Origin of the sequence: Flavihumibacter rivuli (assembly GCF_018595685.2) — a bacterium.
In the GTDB taxonomy this organism is placed as follows: domain Bacteria; phylum Bacteroidota; class Bacteroidia; order Chitinophagales; family Chitinophagaceae; genus Flavihumibacter; species Flavihumibacter rivuli.
The window spans coordinates 1,895,430-1,916,042 of record NZ_CP092334.1 but is presented as its reverse complement, the minus strand read 5'-3'; the positions used below and the strand labels follow the sequence as shown (position 1 = coordinate 1,916,042).

Sequence of the window (20,613 nt, the reverse complement as noted above, 5' to 3'; positions counted from 1 at the left end):
GCCTTAATTTTAGTTCAAAGCAGTAAACTGAGCCATTATGAGTACACCCAACCCTTTTGCAGAAGAGAAGGAACAATTGCCTTCCACCTTAAATGTGTTGACCATCCTAACCCTTATCTGGAGTGGTATTGAGCTCATATTATCCGTGTGGGGCTTTGCTTCCGGTAAGAAGAACCTGGAACAACTGGAAGAACTGGAGGCAAGCGGCAAGTTGGATGATATGCCCGAGTTCATGAAGCGATTCAGTGGACCTGAGGCAATGGAAAATGCGAGACTGGCTTTTGAGAACAGGATACCCATCCTTGTTATTGCGCTGGTGGCTGTAGGTTTGTGTATTTTCGGTGCACTTGAGATGCGAAAAAGGAAGAAGAACGGATATTATTTCTGGCTGATCGGTGAACTGCTTCCTTTTGTTAGCGGTTTCCTGTTTTTAAAACCTTCCTCCTTGCTTGGCTTTGGGTTGGTCTTTCCTTTTTTGTTCATCATCCTTTATACCACACAGTTGAAGCACCTGAGAAGTTAAGGAAAGGGTACTCATTTTTCGAGTTGCAATTGCATTTTTCTCACCCTGTCTTCCAGTTTTTCCGAAGACAGGTTTTCCCGCATACTGTCTACCTTGATGGGGAAACAGAAGGGGGTAAGTTTTTCAGGGAAGGTCAGGATGATCTTCCCTTTTTGTATCCTGTGCAGCATATCCCTTAACCTTGCCTCTTCCATCTGCTGGTCAAAGACCTCCTGGTAAGCCTGCCTTAAGAGCAGGTTCTCCTTGTCATAGTCGCTGAAGACCTTGAACAGGAGGGAGGCACTTGATTGTAAATGCCTTGCCTTCTTGAATTCCCCGGGATAGCCCTGGAAGATCAATCCGCCTATTACTGCGATATCCCTGAATTTTCGTTTGGCCATTTCCGTGCTATTGACGCTACGTTGGATATCGTTAAAAAGATTATCCGGCGAGAATAGTTCATATACATTGGAATCATCAACCGGTATCGGCTGGTCACTCAGCAGTTCAAAACCATAATCGTTCATGGCAAAGGAAAAGGTGATCGGATGGAGCTTGCTGATGCGGTAGGCGAGGATGGCAGCCATTGCTTCGTGTACCAACCTTCCTTCAAAAGGGAAAACAAATAGATGGAACCCATCTTTTGTTTCTATCTGTTCAACCAGGAGTTCATCGAACCGGGGTACATAGCTGAGTTGCTGCTGTAATTGAAACAGGGGCGAAAGTGCCTTCAATTCCCTGTCGATAAAAGTCCCCATGCTTGCTTCAGACAGTTTTTCCCGGAGCATTTTACCCAAATTGGCTGAAAGGGGCATCCGGCCTCCCATCCAGCTGGGAACGATCGATTTTTTTGATTGGGATTTCCTGACCAGTACGGTCATATCCTTGATCATTACCAGTTCCAGGTTCCTTCCTGCAAGGGTAAAGCTATCGCCTTGCTCCAGCCTTGAAATGAACCATTCTTCAATTACCCCTACATAGCCGCCGGTCATGAACTTGACCTTCAGCATGGCATCACTCACAATGGTGCCTATATGCATCCGGTGGCGCATAGCGATCCTTCTGCTGTTGATGCGGTAAATGCCGTCGATCACTTCAACCTTTTGGTATTCGTCGTATTGCTGCAGCGCCTTTCCACCATTGGTAAGGAAATGCAGTGTTTCCAACCATTCTTCATCGGTCATTTCCCGGAAGCAATGGGTGGACCGGACCTCGGGTAGTAGTTCCTCTGGCCGGAAGCCATCTGATATGGCCAATGTGCATAGGTACTGGATCAATACATCAAAACACAAGACCAGTGGTTGCCTGCTTTCGATCAGTTCTTCGGTAATGGCTGCTTTCAAGGCGGCAGCTTCAAGTAGTTCCAGGGAATGGGTAGGAAGGAAATAGATCTTGCTGGTGGCGTCAGGGCTATGGCCACTTCTTCCTGCCCTCTGCAGGAACCTGGCTACTCCCTTGGGGGAACCCACCTGTATAACGGTTTCGACCGGACGAAAATCAACCCCAAGGTCAAGGCTTGCAGTGCATACCACAGCCTTTAGTTTAGCGGTATGCAGTGCTTCCTCCACCCATATCCTTAGTTCCTGCTCTATGCTGCCATGGTGGAGTGCTATTGCTCCGGCAAGTTCCGGCGCGGCTGTGAGCAAGGCCTGGTACCAGAGTTCACTCATTCCCCTGGTGTTGATGAAGATCAGGGTGGTGGTGCTGTTGTTGATGATCGGTATTACCTTATCGACCAATTTAATTCCGAGGTGGCCGGCCCAGGGATATTTCTCTATCTCGTCAGGGATGATGGACTCAACAGTGATATCTTTCCTTATCCTTGCCCTGATGATCTTACCGGTTTTACCGGTGGGTGATAAAAGTACATCCCTTGCCTCTTCAAGGTTGCCTATGGTTGCACTAATTCCCCAAACCGCAATTTGCTGGTTGAGGGTTGGGTTTTTTTTCCTGCAATGGACGATCCTGCTAAGGGCTAGTTCCACCTGTACCCCCCTTTTGCTGCCCAGCAGTTCGTGCCATTCGTCAACGGCAATGATGCTCAGGGTAGGAAAGATGCCTTCGTATCCCTTCTGTGCCAATAATAGATGAAGGCTTTCAGGTGTGATGATCAGTATTTCCGGCATTTGCCTTTTCTGGCGTTGCCTTTCACTGGTATCGGTATCACCGTTCCTGATCCCCACCGACCATTGCATGCCCAGTTCGCCGATCACTTCCGCCATGGCCCTTCCGATATCCTTGGCCAGCGCGCGCAGCGGGGTAATCCACAATAGCCTTAGTCCATTCTTTTGCCTGGTTTGGTAGTCATGGGGATGTTGATCGATGAACTGGATGATCGCAGCCAGGAAAACGGAGTAGGTCTTGCCGCAACCGGTAGGGGCGTTCACCAAACCGCTTTCCCCGGCAAGTATTGCGTTCCAGGCTTCCTGCTGGAAAGGGAATGGCTTTCTTCCTCTCCCGGCAAGCCAGTCGAGTATAACCTTTGATCCAGTCGTCTTTTGTTCCCTCAATTTCGGTTAGATATCTACGTTATTAAAGCGTTTTGAGGTATTCGATCACGGCCTTGCGTTCCCCATCGGAAAGTTTATCCCCAAAATAATGACCATAATTGCCATAGCCCTTCAGGTTGGTATTATAGATGCCTGTTCCTTCGGGTGCCTGGTGGACCGTATGTTTCCAACCGGGTACATCATACAGGTATTCCGGCCTGGAGAAATCCCTCGACCAAAAGGTAGGTCTTTTCCTGCTGTCGAGAACGCCTTCAATGGTTGGAACCGAGCCATTATGCAAATAGGGGGCTGTACTCCAAATACCGTCCAAAGGAGGGGCAATATACCCTTTATAGGGTTCCAGCCTGGCGGGGTGGTCTCCTTGTGCAAACCAGCTGTTGTTGAACCAGTTCACAAATTGGGGATTCTGGTAATTGCTGCTGTACAAGGCCGAATCGGTCTTGATGATGGAGGCGGGGATCAGCAGGTTGGGATATTCTTCTTTTTCCCCATAACTGCCATGGCATTTGGAGCAGTTCCTGATAAAGATCTTCTCGCCCTTACCTGCCAGTTTATGGTTGATAGTGCCGGGGAATTTTGGAGGGCGCAGGGAATAGATATACGCGAGCACATCATTGATGCGGCTGTCCACTTCCCTGGCCTCGCTGGTGTCCTTAACGGTGAGCAGGTTGGAGGCCATCAGGAAACGGCCAAAATCACCCCTGCCAAAACCATTATAGAACATGGCGTTCTTTTTCCGCAGGAGCCACCAGGCGGGTACATCACTTGGGATCACTTCTTCGGGTATGTTCAGCCATGCCGAATCCCTCCATTCCAGTGTTTGGGGATCACGGTGGGCTACCAACACCGCCGCCAGGCGATCGGCTGCATTGACTCCCCTTACCTGGGTCCTGAGATAGGGGCCGATGGTGCCGGTTACCTGGAGGAAATGTTTGGCTGCTTCATATTTGGCAGGAGCGGATGTCTTGAGCATATTGGCCAGCAATTGCATGTTCCTGGCATTCATTTGCTGCCCAACGGTGAAATCCATAAAGGTGTTGCCCATCCCCATCACCAAACTATCGCCGAATACCTGGGCATGGCATTGCATGCAGTTGGGAGCTACCAGGTTTTCACCATTGGCCGCTTTTACCACAGTGTACTCGTGACTGACGGTGCCATTCAATCCTGATCTTCCCAGGTAGTTCTTCTTGTCTTTCCCCAGGCCAAGGATGAAGAAGTCATAGGGTAGGCCACCTTTCACATAGTCTCCCGTGGTCAGGTATTCAATGCCTTTCCCGGCCTCTCCCGTTCTTTGCCTGGAAGGCTGGATGGGAACGGGTTTCTCAGGGTCCTGTGACCTGCTGAATCCGGTAAGGAAATGCCCGGCAGCCATGCCCATGGCAATAATGGCCCACAGTGTTTTATAGATTCTACTCATAAATGCCCCCTTAACAAATTTACTCTTCCTTATAACAAAAGGGAAAAGGCTTGGTTGGTTGGAGGGGGGCTTAATCCGGCATTTAGGTTTAAGTTTGTCAATAACAATGTGTTGATTGGTCGCTTGAATTTCTAAATGTCTATTAATACTTTAAGAAGTTTAATCATACCTGCATGAAAAATTTCCTTTCCAATTATTTCAGGTTGTCGGAGAACGGGACAAACCTCCGGACCGAGCTCATTGCCGGCTTCACCACTTTTTCGACCATGGCCTATATCCTGGTGGTGAATCCGATCATCCTTTCCAAGGCAGGAATGGATTTCAATGCGTTGGTTACGGCAACTGCATTGGCTGCTGCTATAGGTACACTTGTCATGGCGCTATGGGCCAGGCTGCCCATTGCGCTGGCACCGGGAATGGGGCTGAATGCTTTCTTTGCCTATACAATTGTACTGGGAATGGGGTATAGCTGGCAATTTGCCCTGACAGCAGTGTTCTTGGAAGGGCTCTTGTTTATCCTGCTTTCCTTGCTGAATATCAGGGAAGCGATCATTGATGCGATACCTGCGGGGATCAAACATGCCATTTCAGTTGGTATCGGTTTGTTCATTGCCTTGATCGGCCTGAATAATGCAGGTATCGTTGAAACGGGCATGAAAGCAGTTGGGGATGGTCAGTTGGATGGGGTGATCGTTAAGGTCGGGAACCTAACTGCTGCGGGACCATTAATTGCACTTGCCGGCTTGCTGGTCAGTGGGATTTTAATGGTTAGGGGATGGAATACGGCATTATTGATCGGTATCATTGCTGCAACGCTGCTAGGCATTCCACTTGGACTTACGCATATGCCGGAGGATGGCAGGCTGGTAGGTTGGCCGCCTTCCATCGCCCCGATCGCGCTGCAATTTGAATTCGATAAGGTTTTTTCCCGCGATATGCTGGTGATCCTTTTTACCCTATTGATGGTGAACCTGTTTGATACCGTTGGTACGCTGATCGGGCTTTGCAGTAAGGCCGGCCTGTTGGATGGCCAGGGGAAAATACCCAATGCGAGGAAGGCCCTGACTGCCGATGCGGTCGGGACAACAGCGGGTGCGATGTTGGGCACCAGTGTGGTGGCTGCTTATGTGGAAAGTGCAAGTGGCATTGCAGCAGGAGGCAGGACGGGTTTAACAGCTTTGGTAGTGGCTATCTTATTCCTGCTTTCCTTATTCTTTGCCCCTTTGTTCGCGATCATCCCATCCGCCGCTACCGCTCCAGCATTGGTCATTGTGGGTATGCTGATGATGGGTGCTGTGGTGCACATCAATTTTGCCGATATAACGGAAGCCTTGCCTGCATTTCTTTGTGTAGTAATGATGCCCTATACCTTCAGTATTGCTGAGGGTATCGTATTCGGTATGCTTTTTTATGTTTTCCTGAAACTCTTGACAGGAAGGGGAAAGGAATTGAGTCCCATGATGATCGTCCTTGCTTTATTGTTCATTCTTGGGTTGTTCCTAAAATAGGGAAGGAACCGAAAATCTATTCATAAAGGACTATCAACACTCAAAATAGTATTCAAGGGGATTTACCTTATCAGGATAATTTTCACGAACAGTTTAGTAACCATAATTTGTCAAAGTGTGATCCTGAAACTATTTACCTGCTTTTCATTTGTGTATTTCCAAAGTGTATTGGTACACTATGTAATGATGTATGAAAAATAGTTCAACTTCAAGATGGATGGAGGGAAAAAGGTAATTCAAAAAAATTGGAAAAATCAGGCACCCTTTTTTTCGAATTGGTTCAGTAAGGATAGAAGATCGTCGAGTGTATTGATCTCCGATACCGGTTTGTCTTTCCGCCATCGGTTGATCCTGGGGAACCGCAGCGCTACACCACTTTTATGCCTGTTGCTGGCGGCAATGCCTTCAAATGCGATCTCAAATACTAGTTCCGGTTGAACTGTCCTTACCGGCCCAAACTTTTCGATAGCATGCTTCTTTACAAAAGCATCTACTTCCAGGATTTCCTTGTCCGTCAGTCCGGAATAGGCCTTGGTAAAGGTTACCAGCCTGTCGCCATCCCTAACCGCGAATGTGTAATCCGTATAAAGGTTGCTTCTCCTTCCGTGGCCTTTTTGGGCATATACCATAACGGCATCAATGGTGAGTGGATCGATCTTCCATTTCCACCAATCGCCTTTTTTCCTCCCCGACAAATAGCCGGAACTTTTCCGCTTTAACATCAACCCTTCCGCTCCCATATCCCTCGATCCCTGCCGGATGGTTATCAGTTCTTCCCAGGTGTCAAATGGTACTACCGGGGATAACCGGAGTCGATCGGATGCCATGGCACCAACTAAGGTTTCGAGTTTGTTCCTTCTTTGCGCAAGGTCCAGATCGCGCCAATCATTGCCTTCCCATTCCAGGAGATCGTAAGCGAAGAAGGCCACAGGTGCTTCCTGTAATTGTTTCCTGGTTACCTGTTTCCTGCCAATCCTTGTTTGCAATACCGAGAAGGGAAGGGGGGAACCCGACTTATAAGGCATGATCTCGCCATCCAGTACGGTGCCATTGGGGAGCAGTTCCATCAGTTCATGGTACTCCGGGAATTTTTCCGTCATCAGTTCCTCGCCGCGACTCCAAACAAATAGCTGGTCGTTGCGCTTGATCAGTTGCCCCCTGATGCCGTCCCATTTCCATTCGGCTTGCCATTCGGTCGGCTCCCCAAGTTGATGGATGCTATCTTCTATAGTATAGGCCAGGTAGAAGGGATAGGGTTTGGAATGGTCCTTCTGGTGGAGGGTTTCATTGAACAGGTCCTCATAACTTATGGTCAGGGGGTCCCATTGTCCTGTGATCAAATGGGCAACTTTGCTTGTCTCCAGTCCGTTCACCTTTGCCAATGCCTGTACCATTAATTGCTGGGAAAGGCCAATCCTGAATCCACCTGTAATGAGCTTATTGAAAACGAATCTGCCCGGTTGGGAAAGTTCTTCCCAAGCCGCCAGTATAAAGGCTTTTTTTCCTTCTGCATCAAGGGATGCGATTTCGGTTAGGCAAGACAGGTAGTGGTGTAAAGAATGATTGATTTCTTGTCTTGAAGGGGGTGGAAGAAGTAAGGCTATCGTTTCGGCCAGGTCGCCAACAGTATGATAGGACTCCTCAAATAACCATTCAGGGATGGCGCAGCATTCGCAACACCATTCCCTCAGCAACTTGCTGTTGACGGATCTTTTGGGCCTTCTTCCACTGAACAAGGCGATCACCCATATTTTGTCATGGCCCGGTGCGGTCTGGAAGTACTGGACCAGGGCATGTAGTTTTTCCGATGTTTTGGTGGAATGGCCAATGATTTGGACCAGCTCTGCAAACATTTCCATCCCGCTGCTGGCAGGGAATTCCTGTGAAAGCGATATGGGTCTGGGTTCATTCATTGTTGCTGCCTGGTTTATCTTCCATGGTGGTTTCATTGTCTTCTTCACTGCCAAAAGCAGTAGATACTTCATTGGCCATGATACCTTGTTCATTCAGGTACCTCGAGAAAACCGACTGGAAACCATGTGTTACATATACCTGAGAAGCCCCTGTTGCTTTAACCGCCTGGATCAACCCCGGCCAGTCGGCATGATCACTTAAGGCAAATCCGGCATCCGCATTCCTGCGGCGCATATTTCCCCTGACCTGCATCCAGCCACTGCAAATGGCGGTTCGGTAGGGTGCGAATCTTTGCAGCCAGGATGAACCTTCTGCACTTGGCGGGGCAATGACGATGCTTTTTTTATATGCTTGTTTGGGAATTCCGGGGTCCACCCTGCGGACACTATCCAAAGTAATACCTGCCCCAATGAGTTTTTCCTGGGTATTGGCAATGGCACCGTGCGCGTAGATCGGGCTACCTGCTTTGGCCAGGCAGGAAATGATCCTTTGGGCCTTTCCCAGGCTATAGGCGATCAGCACCGAGCTGTAGCCATCGTCCTGGTTCTTGCTTACCCAATTACGGATCGCTGAATAAATTTCTTCCTGCTGCTGCCATTGGTAAATGGGGAGGCCAAAGGTTGATTCTGTTACAAAGTGATGGCAGTTCACTGGCTCGAAACTACCGCTGAGGCCATCGTTTTCTGTTTTGTAATCGCCGCTGATTACCCAGATTTCCCCCTTGTATTCAAGCCTGATTTGTGAGGAACCGATGATATGTCCAGCAGGGTGCAAGCTGAGCTTGACCCCATTGATCCATATGGGTTCGTTCCATTCAGCAGTCTGGTAATGGTTGGTGCCTAGCCTCAGTTCCAGTAAGGGTTGGGTTAGGCTATGGCAGAGGTAGGATTGGCTGCCCCACCTGGCGTGGTCGCTATGGGCATGGGTGATGACTGCTTTTTCTACCGGTCGCCACGGATCAATGTAGAAATTGCCCTGCTGGCAATAAAGGCCATTTTCTGTAAACCTGATCAGTGACATTTTTTATCAAAATCTATAATTAATGTGTCCCTGCAGCCGCAGGGTTTTTCTGTCTCCTGCACCTTTCGCTGCAGTATTTTACTTCCTCCCAAACCTTCGCCCATTTTTTTCGCCAGCTGAATGGCCTGCCGCATACCAGGCAGGTCTTTTGGGGCAGGTGCTGTTTTTTATGTGTAACCATAACAATTGACCTAACAAAAACCCCTGCACTTTGGTTGGGCAGGGGTTTTTGCTAGGGTCCTTCAAGGTTCAGAATACGGTGACAATCGCGCCATTAACCTTCTTGATAAAGTAGAGTTTCTTGTTCTCAAAATAATCCAACTGTTGTTTTTGTTTGTCAAGGAGAACGGGTTGGATGTCAAAGTCTGTAAATACCTTGTATTGCTTCTGGCCAAAGCTCGAATTCAGATTCGAACCATGTTCCCTGAGTTGTTTGCCAAAACGATAGAGTGTTTCGAAGCCCCGGAACACCATATCACTCGGTCTGGAATAGAGCTTCTCCTTAAAATAGGTATTAATGCTTTCGCTGACATGGTCCGTCCTGGTTGGATTGAAAGGTGTGGAGTAATATATTTCCAGTCCCTTGTATTCCTTTAGGTTGAAATCCCTGATATTGTCCCATGTGGGCATACCCATTACGTGAACGGGATAGGTGGTGTTCAAACTGGCTAGTTGCTGGCAAAGGTTGAGCGCAAAAGTCTCATCAAGACTGCCGGCAATGCACATGGTGATCTTTGTACTATCCAGGTATGGAACCAATTGGTCGGCAGTGAAGGTTGAAGGAAGGGTAACATACCTGAACTTGAGCTTGATTCCCATAGTAGCAGTTTCCACTTCATTAAGGTAGCCTTTCAGCCTGTCCTCCTGTGCTCCCGCTTTCCTGAAAACAACAATAGGAGAGGTGGCATAATTGCGTTGGAGGAATTTGTATATCCCCTCACAATGGGTGCCCAGGGTGGAATTCAGGATCACCATATAGGGGTTGTTGGTAACCCCTCCATCATTGGGAAGGTTCACATTGATAAAGGGAACTTGTTCTTTGTTGGCCAATGTAGCCAGTGGCCTGATCTCGGCGCCACTCACATGGGCAATGATGAGGTCTGCGTTCCTCACTTCAGGCTTTTGTATTATCTGGTTGATATTGCCTGTCCGGGAATCAATGATATGGATATCCAGCAGTACATTTTCCTTTTTCAGGGAATCTGCAGCCAATTGGATGCCTTCATAGAATTCAAGCCCGGTGCTCAGGAACTTGGGAAACTGTTTACCATAGCGGTAATTACCAGTTTGGTCAAATGCTGAGTCAAGATAAAGGGGAGCGATGACAGCTATGCTGGGTTTTTTCAAAGGGGTATCCTGTGCTTTTGATCCTTGTATGAAAAGGATAAGCAGGAGGCTAAGGATAAAGAGAGGTTTTTTCTTAAGGTGGCTCCTCATATATGTATGCAATTATGGCTGTTCAAACATAAAAAAAGTCCCCGTACACACCGGGGACTTAAATATATTTTAATTCCTGCCATTGGCAGTATTTATTCCCATTCGATAGTAGCCGGTGGCTTACTGCTGATATCATATACTACACGGTTGATGCCGCGTACATTGTTGATGATATCATTCGAAATGTATGCCAGAAAATCATAAGGCAGGTGTGCCCAGTCAGCTGTCATGCCATCCACTGAGGTTACTGCCCTTAAAGCTACCGTATATTCGTAGGTCCTTTCATCACCCATTACGCCTACACTCTTTACGGGTAACAGGATGGCACCGGCCTGCCAAACGGTATTGTAGAGGTTGTGTTCTTTCAATCCCTGGATATAGCGGTGGTCGGCATCCTGCAGGAGTTTAACCTTTTCTTCTGTAATCTCGCCGAGGATCCTGATGGCAAGACCCGGTCCGGGGAATGGATGGCGATCCAGCAATTCCGCCGGGATACCCAATTCACGGCCTACCCTCCTTACTTCATCTTTGAAAAGGAACCTGAGGGGTTCTACCAATTCCAGGTGCATTTGTTCGGGCAAGCCCCCTACGTTATGGTGCGACTTGATGGTAACAGATGGTCCATGTACCGAAACGCTTTCGATCACGTCGGGGTAGATGGTGCCCTGGCCAAGCATTTCAATGCCTTCCACTTTCTTCGCCTCTTCCTGGAAAACATCAATAAAAAGCTTACCGATCACTTTACGTTTGGCTTCCGGGTCTGTTTTACCCTTCAGTTCAGAATAGAATAACTCCCTGGCGTCGATCCCCCTTACATTGAGGTGAAGGTTATCATTATAGGTTTTCAGCACCTGCTCGAATTCGCCTTTACGCAATACGCCATTGTCCACGAATATACCGGTGAGGTTATCCCCGATCGCCTTATGGATAAGGGTAGCTGCAACGGTGCTGTCAACCCCTCCACTCAGTGCCATAATCACTTTGCGGTTACCGATCTGCTTTTTCAGGGCCTCTACCGTATCAGTGATGAAATGGGCTGGGGTCCAGTCCTGGGAACAGCCACAGATCTCTACCAGGAAATTGGTCAGCAATTTTTTTCCTTCAATGGAGTGGTATACCTCCGGGTGAAATTGAACGCAATACAATACCTCTGTTTCACTAACCTGCCTGAAAGCCGCTACCGGGATGCTTTCGGTTTCAGCAAGCAATTCAAATCCGGAGGGCATTTCCAGGATGGTGTCACCATGACTCATCCATACCTGGGAGGTTTGGGACATGCCTTTGAACAGCAGGTTATCCTGTTTCACCTGCAGGATAGCCCTTCCATATTCACGCTTGGAGCTCTTTTCAACCCTTCCGCCATATTGTTTGGCAGTGAGTTGGGCGCCGTAACAAACCCCGAGGACAGGGACCCTTTTGGTGAACGCTGCAATATCCACCACAGGTGCATTGGGGTCATTCACAGAAAATGGGGAACCGGACAAAATGATGCCCTTTAATCCTGGCTCAAACTCAAATGGTTTGTGGTAAGGGATGATCTCGCAATATACATTGGCTTCGCGTACAGCCCTGGCAATCAATTGAGTATATTGAGAGCCGAAGTCTAAAATGAGGATTTTTTCTGTCATGGTGCCGCAAAGGTAAGCAATGATGGGAATTGACAATTGAGTAAGGTACAATCCCCCGGAAGCCGGGATAGGGTTACCTGCCAGTAATTAGCTCATTATTTGTGGGTATAATGCCGGGTGAAGGAGGACATATAGGGTCCGCCTGTAACATTTCCGGTTAACATGTAGTCAAATTATGGAAATTGCAAAAGCTTTGTACAAAACCATCAACATGAAAAAAGTAATTGGCTTCCTGATCATCATCAGCATGGTCTTTTCTTCCTGTTATTACGGAATGGGAAAAAAGGTTAAGGGTAACGGTAATGTGACCACGAAAACGATCACTCCCGGTGATTTTGCCCGGGTAGAACAGAAGGGTGCATTTAATATTACCCTTAAATCCGGGCCTTCCCACCAGGTATTAATCGAAGGAGAAGATAACATTATCTCCCATATTGAAACCAATGTAATGGCCAATAAGCTGGTGATCAAAACTGAAGAGGGATTCCGGTTGAAGCCTACCCGCGATGTAAAGATCACCGTAGTGTCGCCTCATTACGATGCGGTGTGGACCTACGGCTCCGGTGATATGGTAAGTGAAGGACCCATCGTTGATAGCACGGAATTGGAGATCGGTTCCAAAGGTAGTGGCAATATTAACCTGCAGGTAAGGGTGCCAGCTGTGAAGGCTGAAACCTATGGCAGTGGCGATGTTACCATCAGCGGTGAAACCAGGGAAGTGAAAATGGAAAGTGCTGGTAGCGGAAACCTGAAAGCATCAGACCTTAAGGCTGAGTCAGTAGCTGTGGAGATCAGGGGTAGTGGTGATGCATATGTATTTGCGAGCAAGAACCTTGATGTGGAAGTAAGGGGTAGCGGTAATGTGACCTACAAAGGTTCTCCTGCGATCAAAAGTGATTTCAAAGGCAGCGGTTCCCTTAAGCAGGGAAATTAAATGAATAAAAAAGCACCACCTGAGTTTTCAGGTGGTGCTTTTTTATTGTCAGTTGCTTGCGATATAAGAAGTTCTGCGAAGATTTTTCTCCCTGCTTATTCAAAAAATTTCTGGTGGGTCACTTCCCCTTTATTGTTGTAGGTCTTTACTGATAATAGCTTGCCTTTTGAACTGTAGAAGGACCAGGAGCCGTTTTTCACACCATGCAGGTAACTGCCTGCCGACTTTACCTGTCCTGATTCCAGCCATTCTTCCCAGTGCCCTTCCCTTAAGCCGTTTTTATAATAGCCTGAATCCTTAACTGCTCCATTAGGGTAATAGTTGATGAACTGGCCATGAAGCAGACCCGTGGTGAAAGGTGGAAGGTAGCCCTTGCTCCCCTCTGTCGTATTCCATTCAGCTGCTTGTAGAGGCAGGTCCTTTGCAGGGCTGTTGCCTGCCTTTTCCCTAGCCAGAAAACTTCCGAATGATCCTTCCATACTGGTAGCTTTCTCCAGGTAGGTCGGATCGGTATTAGCCATCCTGGCTAGCGGGGTGTGGATATGTTTGGGATGTTTCCTGCTTTCCTGGGCTATACGTTCCAGCTTATCTGCACTGTAAGTACGGATGAACCTTGTTTTTCCATTGGGGTACCATCCCTTCCATTCCCCATCAGGGATACCCATAATAAAATTACCTGAATCGCATAAGTTACTATTAGCATACCAGCTCTTCCAGGGACCATGGGCTTTATTCTTCCTGTAGGCAATGGAGAATTGCTGCTTACCGGGTATTGCTGACGGAAGGTCCTGTAGTTGGGTCGGGAGGGGAGTGGACAGGGCAGTACCGCTGCCGTTCTTGCCCAAACTGGTGGATTGGTTAAGGTCATTTTGCGCAATGGTCTTTAATCCCACGAATAGGAATAGGGCGGGTAAAAAGGTCCATTGATATTTATTCATCCTTCCCATTGATACGAAGTTACCTGTACTAACGGCAGATAAAGGAAAAGGTTGGATTTTAATCCAACCTTAATACTTAGTGCTGTGATGGTAGCCGGTACACGGGGTACTTGTTGTGGTCTGGCTCATAATAGGGGGAGTGCTTGTATACAAAATCGAGTTGCATGGCTGCACTTTTGGCAAAACTGCTGTCAGTTGCCTTTCTCTCCTCCAGCTTTTTTCTTACCTCAGGGTTTTGTTTGAGGAATTCCTCAGCGGTGTCTTCAAAAACATAACTGCTATATCCTTCCTTTTGGCCGAGTATGCCGTCAAAGAAATTCCAGGCAAAATAGGAGTCGTCGGCCTGTGGTTCAAGTACCTCCACCAGGAACCTGTTGGCTGGCTGGTTCATCGGAATATACCAATCGCCTTTCCTTAACCTGACCTGTTCGGTTTGTTTGGTCACTTTTACCTCAGTATTCAGGTGATGGCTTTCAAAGGGCCTTTGAATGGATTTGTAATCTGCTATACGGTAAACTTCCAGGGCCATGATGGTGTCCTTCCTGATCTGCTGCATCTCCACTTTATTGGTGGCCAACAGGTCGATGACCTTCCACCATCCTTGTGGGATGATATAGGCTTCAGGCCTTTCCACTTCAAGTGAAGCTTTATAGGTATTGTAGAATTTGACCTTCTTTTCAAAGGGTTTACTACGGTCATAGTACAACCTTGGCAAGCCGGAAACACCGCTGGGTTTCTTTCCGGCCTCAAAGCCTTTGAAAGTGCGTTCTGTGTACTGCTCTTTATCAAGGGACCAGTCTATAGGAAATCTTGTTTTCCGTAAGTTCTCTGCTATGGTTTCCTTCCGCAGCTGCTTAATGGTTGTTGCATTGGTGGACGCAAACTGCACGAAACATTCCATGAGCTGATAGGTTGCATCTACCCTTTGCTTATACGGTTTAAGCATATGGGTTTCTGGCACGAAGGCAAAACTGTTCCAAAGGGAAGCATATCCGCTGCTATACCTTGGTCCCTCCAGGAATTCAGGCCAGCCACTTTCGGGGGTGTCACCAAAAGCATTGACATAAGGGATGAGATCATAGCCTCTCGCTTTCATGAGGCTATAAAGACCGGGTTCGAACTGTTTGTTCATGAATTCACCCATCTTGCCACCCAGTTTATTGTGCTGGCTGGCGATGAGGGTCATGATATGTTGGTAATCGGCGCCATTACTTACATGGTTGTCGATAAATACATCCGGGTTGGTAAAATGATAGATACCAGTAAAACTCCTGGCTTCCCTGGAATCACATTTGATGAAGTCGCGGTTCAGGTCAAGGTTTTGGGAGTTTCCCCTCGACCCAAAGGCATCCGGCCCGTCCTGGTCCACCCGGTAATAGGCGCTCCTGTTCAGGCAGCCCCCGATATTATAGACCGGGATAAAGGCAAGGGCCACATTGTTGGGAATGGATTTCCTTCCGGTTACCAGGTCACGGAGGAGCATCATACTGGCGTCAATACCATCAGGTTCACCCGGGTGGATACCATTATTGATAAGGATGACCACCTTATTCTGCCGGTGCCACAAGGCCGGATCGGCGCTACCATCATTGCTGAAGAGGGCCAGGTGAAGGGGGAAACCGGCGTCGGTCATCCCCATGGTCGTCAACTTCAGGCGGTTGGATTGTTTGTCCAGTTGCTGGTAATAGCTGATCACCTCCTGGTAGGTAGCTGTTTCGCGGCCTCCCGTCTTTTCAAAGACCGTTGGCAGGGGTTGGGCCTGGGAATGGTAAAATAGGGTCAGGGACAGGGCAAGGCCCAGAACATGCTTCATATATTGTTGGAAATTAAGGGGTCAAGATACGAAGCAGAAGGAAATGCCGCTTAGGGACGGGGGTATTTTACATGGCCGGTTGGGGAAAACAGAAAAACCCCGCTAACGGCGGGGCCTTCATATATAAAGTAAGATGTGGCTAACCTAAATTATTGAGCTACAGCCATTTTATTGGCACGCTTGGCAAGCTTGCTCTTCAGGTTATTAGCCTTGTTCTTGTGGATAATACCACGCTTGGCCAGTTTATCGATCATTGCTACGGTATCAGGCATGGCTTCGTCAAAAGCCTTCTTGTCCTTCTGAGCCTTCAGATCACGGATGGCATTACGGGTTGTTTTACCATAATAACGGTTTCTCTCACGGCGCTTAGCAGCCTGACGCACATCTTTTTTAGTAGCCTTATGATTTGCCATTCTTGAAAATTTAGGACGGCAAAGGTAAGCCGGGATGACCTAACCTCCAAAAAAAAATCTTGGGTTTTTGGATTTTCTAAAGGAATTGTTAACGCAAAGGGTTGAACTATTTTAGCTTATGCTCAGATAAGTAGCGCAGTTTTCCCGATATTTGCTGACCATTTTTCAGACCGCTAAAGGTGCTATTCCATATGAAGGATTTTTCGTACATCACCAATTCCTCCCCGGCATATATTGAGAGTCTGTATCAGGATTTTGTTAAAGACCCTGCCAGTGTAGACCCGGAGTTCAAAAAGTTTTTTGAAGGCTTTGATTTTGCTGTTGCCAATGCCGTGAATGGCCATGCCCCCGCGGGTGCGGCAGTAGATGCCAGCCAGCTGGGCAGGGAATTCAGCGTTTACCAGCTGATACAGGCCTACAGGAAGAAGGGCCACCTGATCGCAAAGACCAACCCGATCCGTCCCCGGAAAGACCGGAAGCCTAACCTGGACCTGAAATTCTTTGGCCTTTCAGAGGCGGACCTCAATACTGTATTTGAGGCAGGTAAGTTTATTGGGAAGCCAGGCGCCACCCTTAAGCAGATCCTTGACCACCTGCAACAATGCTATAGCACGTCGGTGGGGGTAGAATACAGTTCCATCAACGATATGGAAAAGATCGAGTGGCTGGCCAATGCGGTGGAAAAGACCCTGTTGGAGACCCCCTCCATTGACCAGAAGAAGAGGATCCTGGAGAAACTTAACCAGGGCGTGATCTTTGAAAAATTCCTGCATACCAAGTATATCGGGCAGAAAAGATTTTCCCTGGAAGGTGGTGAGTCTACCATTCCTGCCCTTGACGCCATCATCAATACTGCTGCCGACCTCGGTGTACAGGAAGTGGTAATTGGCATGGCTCACCGCGGTAGGTTGAATGTCCTGGCAAATATCCTGGGCAAGACCTACGAGCAAATTTTCAATGAGTTTGAAGGCAATATCCCCGCCGACACCACAATGGGTAGCGGTGACGTAAAATATCACCTGGGATTCCGGGCTGACCATACTACGCCAAATGGGAAGAAAGTAAACCTTCAGCTGGTGCCTAACCCCTCCCACCTTGAAACTGTAGACCCTGTGGTGGTAGGTTTTTCACGTGCCAAGGCAGATGTCCTGTATCAATCAGAGTATGATAATATCCTTCCCATCCTCATCCATGGCGATGCTTCTATCGCGGGCCAGGGTGTTGTGTATGAGGTAGTGCAGATGAGTAATCTGCCGGGTTACTATACCGGTGGAACCATCCATTTTGTGATCAATAACCAGATAGGCTTTACAACGGATTTTGATGACGCACGCAGTGCGGATTATTGTACTTCCGTTGCTGCCATGATCCAGGCTCCCGTGTTGCATGTCAATGGCGATGATCCTGAAGCAGTAGTAAAAGCTGTCCAGATCGCAACAGCCTATCGCCAGCACTTTAATTCAGATTTTTTCATTGACCTGCTTTGTTATCGCAGGCATGGCCATAATGAAGGCGATGATCCCAAGTTTACCCAACCCAGCTTATACGGGTTGATCGAGAAACATCCCAACCCACGCGAAGTATACAGCAAGGTATTGATCGAAAGGGGAGATGTGGATGCTGACCTGGCAAGGGAAATGGAGAAGAAGTTTTGGGGCGACCTCCAGGAACGCCTGGATGAGATCAAACAGAATCCCATTCCGTATAAGATCCAAAAGCCGGAAGAAGCATGGGAGAAGCTCAGGAAAGCAACTGCAGAAGATTTTGACCAATCACCTGAAACTGCCATTCCCGCAGCAGAACTAAAGCGACTCTTTGATGGCCTGATGAAATGGCCTTCCGACTTCAAGCCATTGAAGAAAGTGGAGAAGCTGTTGCAGGATAAAGTGAAGTTGTACGAAACAGAAGGCAAGATCGATTGGGCTACCGGTGAATTACTGGCCTATTCCAGTTTGCTGGTAAATGGTAGTGAGGTTAGGATGAGTGGCCAGGACGTAAAGCGGGGCACCTTCTCCCATCGTCATGCAGTAATCTATGACGAAGTAACCAATAAGCAATACAACAGGCTGAATAATTTCCAGGAGAACCAGGGACAGTTCAGGATCTATAACTCCCTGTTGAGCGAGTATGGCGTATTGGGTTTTGAATATGGTTATTCACTTGCTTCACCCAATGCCCTGGTATTGTGGGAAGCCCAGTTCGGTGATTTCGTGAACGGTGCCCAGATCATGATCGACCAGTTCATTACTGCCGCAGAACAGAAATGGCAAAAACAAAGTGGCCTGGTCATGTTGCTGCCCCATGGTTACGAAGGCCAGGGGCCTGAGCACAGCAGTGCCCGCCTCGAGCGATTCCTGCAGGCTTGTGCCGAGCTGAACATCGTTGTTGCCAATATTACCACTGCTGCAAACTTTTTCCATGCCTTGCGTCGCCAGTTGGCCTGGCCTTTCCGCAAGCCTATGGTAAACTTCTCCCCCAAGGCAAACCTGCGATTGGCTGAATCCTATTCGAGGATCGAAGAGTTTACTTCCGGAGGTTTCAGGGAAGTGATCGAGGATAGCTTTGTGGAAAATCCTGCTGAAGTGAAGAAGGTATTGTTCTGTAGTGGAAAGGTTTATTTTGACCTTGCTGCACGCCAGCTGAAGGAAAATAAAAAGGATGTAGCCATCATCAGGGTAGAGCAATTGTATCCTTTGCCCCAAAAACAACTGGATGCATTGTACCGCAAATACAGCAAGGCTACCTGGTTCTGGGTTCAGGAAGAACCGCTGAACATGGGTGCTGCATCATTCCTGAAGATGAACCTGAACAGTATTAATTTTGGCGTGATCAGTCGCCAGCCCAGTGCAGCCACCGCTACAGGTTATGCCAAGGTGCATGCACAGGAGCAGGCAGAGATCGTTGAAACAGCCTTTTCCATTTGATTAATAGTATAGAAAGGATATCCGCATAAAGAAACCTGAAACGAGTCATATGATCGATATAAAAGTTCCGACAGTAGGGGAATCAATTAGTGAGGTTACCCTCGTAAAATGGCTAAAGCCGAATGGTTCCTATGTTCAGCGCGATGAAGTGATCGCTGAATTGGAAAGCGAAAAAGCAACCTTTGAATTGAATGCAGAACAGGCTGGTGTGCTTACCACCAAGGCCGCCGAGGGCGATACCCTTAAGATCGGTGATGTTGTTGCCAGTATTGATGAAACTGCAGCAGCGCCGGCATCTTCAGCTCCTGCCGCTGCCGCTCCTTCCGTTACCGCCGCTCCAGCTGCTGCCCCTGTGGCAGAGGCAAAGGCCGTTGGTAAGGGTGTGATCGAAATGAAGGTCCCCACTGTAGGCGAATCGATCAGTGAAGTAACCCTGGTTAAATGGCTGAAGAAAGAGGGCGACCTCGTTCATCGCGATGAAGTGCTTTGTGAACTGGAAAGCGAGAAAGCGACTTTTGAACTGAATGCGGAAGAAGCCGGTCAATTGAAGCAGGTGGCTAAGGAAGGGGATACCCTGAAAATTGGTGATATCGTTGCTACTATTGACACTGATGTTGCCGTTCCTGTTGCTGGTACAGCCAAGCCTGCTGAAACTCCGGCAAAAGCAGCCCAACCAGCCGCTGCCCAGGCTCCAGTTACTACAATTCCTAATGACCTGAAAGCTTCCCCTGTAGCTGCTGCAATAATTGCCGACAAGAAAGTGGATCCTAAATCGGTTACGCCTAGTGGTTATGGCGGAAAGATCCTGAAGACGGATGTGCTGGATGCCTTGAACAATCCCGGCCGTACGCCTGGTAAGGAATTGTTCAGCAGGAACGATAAGCGCGAGAAAATGAGCAACCTGCGGAAGACAGTTTCCCGCCGCCTGGTCGAAGCCAAGAATACCACTGCCATGCTGACCACTTTCAATGAAGTGGACATGTCGCCGATCATGGCTATCCGCGCCAAGTACAAGGATAAGTTCAAGGAAGTGCATGGTGTGAACCTTGGCTTCATGAGCTTCTTCACCAAGGCTTGTTGTTATGCCTTACAGGAATGGCCAGCCGTAAATGCCTACATTGATGGTGATTCTATCGTATACCACGATTATTGCGATATTTCCATAGCCGTATCTGCGCCCAAGGGCCTTGTAGTTCCGGTGATCCGTAATGCAGAAAGCCTGGGTATGGCGGATATCGAAAAGAAAGTTGTGGAACTCGCCACCAAGGCAAGGGATAATAAGCTTTCCATGGAAGAAATGCAGGGGGGTACTTTCACCATCACCAACGGTGGTGTATTCGGCTCCCTGATGAGTACTCCCATCATCAATATCCCTCAGTCTGCAATCCTCGGTATGCACAAGATCCAGGAACGCCCCATGGCAGTTAATGGCCAGGTGGTGATCAAGCCCATGATGTATGTGGCCCTCAGCTACGACCATCGTATCATTGACGGTCGCGAGTCAGTGAGCTTCCTGGTTAGGGTGAAGGAATTGCTGGAGAATCCTGAGTTGTTACTGTTCGGCAAGGATCCTGTAAAGACCCTGTTGGAAGTATAATATATTACCGGAATTAGTTTTGGGGTTACCCTGGCGTGTTGAAAGCTAAGCTGGA

Annotated in this window: 15 protein-coding genes; 5 read left to right on the top strand and 10 right to left on the bottom strand. The window is 48.2% G+C overall.

Annotated elements, in window-relative coordinates:
• The first annotated feature begins 37 nt into the window (after positions 1–37).
• Positions 38–523, top strand: coding sequence for a hypothetical protein (locus KJS94_RS08370; protein WP_214447672.1), 486 nt, complete (start codon positions 38–40; stop codon positions 521–523).
• 11 nt (positions 524–534) lie between these two features.
• Here the strand turns inward: KJS94_RS08370 and KJS94_RS08365 are convergent, their stop codons facing one another.
• Together KJS94_RS08365 and KJS94_RS08360 are read right to left on the bottom strand one after the other, a co-directional pair.
• The gene (locus tag KJS94_RS08365) at positions 535–3,012 is read right to left on the bottom strand and encodes a ligase-associated DNA damage response DEXH box helicase (protein WP_214447673.1); all 2,478 of its coding nucleotides are present in this window, start codon (positions 3,010–3,012) and stop codon (positions 535–537) included.
• Positions 3,013–3,034: 22 nt separating this feature from the next.
• Entirely contained in the window at positions 3,035–4,432 is a 1,398-nt protein-coding gene (locus KJS94_RS08360; RefSeq protein ID WP_214447674.1) for a c-type cytochrome, read from the bottom strand.
• Between the two features lie 173 nt (positions 4,433–4,605).
• Here KJS94_RS08360 and KJS94_RS08355 point away from each other — a divergent pair, with 173 nt between their 5' ends.
• Positions 4,606–5,940 (top strand): NCS2 family permease, encoded by a 1,335-nt coding sequence (locus KJS94_RS08355; RefSeq protein ID WP_214447675.1) that lies wholly within the window; start codon positions 4,606–4,608, stop codon positions 5,938–5,940.
• A gap of 254 nt (positions 5,941–6,194) precedes the next feature.
• Here KJS94_RS08355 and KJS94_RS08350 read toward each other — a convergent pair whose 3' ends face one another.
• From KJS94_RS08350 to guaA, 5 genes are all read right to left on the bottom strand, one after another.
• A complete protein-coding gene (locus KJS94_RS08350) occupies positions 6,195–7,853 on the bottom strand; it encodes an ATP-dependent DNA ligase (protein WP_239804340.1) in 1,659 nt (552 codons plus the stop codon).
• A complete protein-coding gene (locus KJS94_RS08345) occupies positions 7,846–8,874 on the bottom strand; it encodes a ligase-associated DNA damage response exonuclease (protein WP_214447676.1) in 1,029 nt (342 codons plus the stop codon). The genes KJS94_RS08350 and KJS94_RS08345 overlap by 8 nt, the downstream gene beginning before the upstream one ends.
• Before the next feature lie 19 nt (positions 8,875–8,893).
• A complete protein-coding gene (locus KJS94_RS18235) occupies positions 8,894–9,055 on the bottom strand; it encodes a DUF2256 domain-containing protein (protein ID WP_214447677.1) in 162 nt (53 codons plus the stop codon).
• Positions 9,056–9,123: 68 nt separating this feature from the next.
• Positions 9,124–10,311 (bottom strand): type 1 periplasmic-binding domain-containing protein, encoded by a 1,188-nt coding sequence (locus KJS94_RS08340; RefSeq protein ID WP_239804339.1) that lies wholly within the window; start codon positions 10,309–10,311, stop codon positions 9,124–9,126.
• Between the two features lie 92 nt (positions 10,312–10,403).
• Positions 10,404–11,939: a glutamine-hydrolyzing GMP synthase gene (gene guaA / locus KJS94_RS08335; protein WP_214447679.1), complete on the bottom strand. Its 1,536-nt coding sequence runs from the start codon at positions 11,937–11,939 to the stop codon at positions 10,404–10,406.
• A gap of 211 nt (positions 11,940–12,150) precedes the next feature.
• Here guaA and KJS94_RS08330 point away from each other — a divergent pair, with 211 nt between their 5' ends.
• On the top strand, positions 12,151–12,873 hold the full coding sequence (locus KJS94_RS08330) for a head GIN domain-containing protein (RefSeq protein WP_214447680.1): 723 nt from the start codon (positions 12,151–12,153) through the stop codon (positions 12,871–12,873).
• Positions 12,874–12,968: 95 nt separating this feature from the next.
• Here KJS94_RS08330 and KJS94_RS08325 read toward each other — a convergent pair whose 3' ends face one another.
• From KJS94_RS08325 to rpsT, 3 genes are all read right to left on the bottom strand, one after another.
• Positions 12,969–13,820 carry a toxin-antitoxin system YwqK family antitoxin gene (locus KJS94_RS08325; protein WP_214447681.1) on the bottom strand — a complete coding sequence of 284 codons (852 nt, stop codon included), beginning with the start codon at positions 13,818–13,820 and terminating at the stop codon, positions 12,969–12,971.
• 67 nt (positions 13,821–13,887) lie between these two features.
• A complete protein-coding gene (locus KJS94_RS08320; protein ID WP_214447682.1) occupies positions 13,888–15,624 on the bottom strand; it encodes a M14 family metallopeptidase in 1,737 nt (578 codons plus the stop codon).
• A 149-nt stretch (positions 15,625–15,773) separates the two neighbouring features.
• On the bottom strand, positions 15,774–16,037 hold the full coding sequence (gene rpsT, locus KJS94_RS08315) for a 30S ribosomal protein S20 (protein ID WP_214447683.1): 264 nt from the start codon (positions 16,035–16,037) through the stop codon (positions 15,774–15,776).
• A 191-nt stretch (positions 16,038–16,228) separates the two neighbouring features.
• Between rpsT and KJS94_RS08310 the strand changes: the two genes are divergently transcribed.
• Both KJS94_RS08310 and odhB read left to right on the top strand, forming a co-directional pair.
• Positions 16,229–18,961, top strand: coding sequence for a 2-oxoglutarate dehydrogenase E1 component (locus tag KJS94_RS08310; protein ID WP_214447684.1), 2,733 nt, complete (start codon positions 16,229–16,231; stop codon positions 18,959–18,961).
• Between the two features lie 49 nt (positions 18,962–19,010).
• Positions 19,011–20,558, top strand: coding sequence for a 2-oxoglutarate dehydrogenase complex dihydrolipoyllysine-residue succinyltransferase (gene odhB / locus KJS94_RS08305; RefSeq protein WP_214447685.1), 1,548 nt, complete (start codon positions 19,011–19,013; stop codon positions 20,556–20,558).
• Positions 20,559–20,613 lie beyond the last annotated feature (55 nt).

Bases quoted from the DNA above. Each gene is read 5' to 3' on its own strand.
- KJS94_RS08370 (WP_214447672.1), top strand. From the start codon at position 38: ATGAGTACACCCAACCCTTTTGCAGAAGAGAAGGAACAATTGCCTTCC.
- KJS94_RS08360 (WP_214447674.1), bottom strand. From the start codon at position 4,432: ATGAGTAGAATCTATAAAACACTGTGGGCCATTATTGCCATGGGCATG.
- KJS94_RS08355 (WP_214447675.1), top strand. From the start codon at position 4,606: ATGAAAAATTTCCTTTCCAATTATTTCAGGTTGTCGGAGAACGGGACA.
- KJS94_RS08350 (WP_239804340.1), bottom strand. From the start codon at position 7,853: ATGAATGAACCCAGACCCATATCGCTTTCACAGGAATTCCCTGCCAGC.
- KJS94_RS08345 (WP_214447676.1), bottom strand. From the start codon at position 8,874: ATGTCACTGATCAGGTTTACAGAAAATGGCCTTTATTGCCAGCAGGGC.
- KJS94_RS18235 (WP_214447677.1), bottom strand. From the start codon at position 9,055: ATGGTTACACATAAAAAACAGCACCTGCCCCAAAAGACCTGCCTGGTA.
- KJS94_RS08340 (WP_239804339.1), bottom strand. From the start codon at position 10,311: ATGAGGAGCCACCTTAAGAAAAAACCTCTCTTTATCCTTAGCCTCCTG.
- guaA (WP_214447679.1), bottom strand. From the start codon at position 11,939: ATGACAGAAAAAATCCTCATTTTAGACTTCGGCTCTCAATATACTCAA.
- KJS94_RS08330 (WP_214447680.1), top strand. From the start codon at position 12,151: ATGAAAAAAGTAATTGGCTTCCTGATCATCATCAGCATGGTCTTTTCT.
- KJS94_RS08325 (WP_214447681.1), bottom strand. From the start codon at position 13,820: ATGGGAAGGATGAATAAATATCAATGGACCTTTTTACCCGCCCTATTC.
- KJS94_RS08320 (WP_214447682.1), bottom strand. From the start codon at position 15,624: ATGAAGCATGTTCTGGGCCTTGCCCTGTCCCTGACCCTATTTTACCAT.
- rpsT (WP_214447683.1), bottom strand. From the start codon at position 16,037: ATGGCAAATCATAAGGCTACTAAAAAAGATGTGCGTCAGGCTGCTAAG.
- KJS94_RS08310 (WP_214447684.1), top strand. From the start codon at position 16,229: ATGAAGGATTTTTCGTACATCACCAATTCCTCCCCGGCATATATTGAG.
- odhB (WP_214447685.1), top strand. From the start codon at position 19,011: ATGATCGATATAAAAGTTCCGACAGTAGGGGAATCAATTAGTGAGGTT.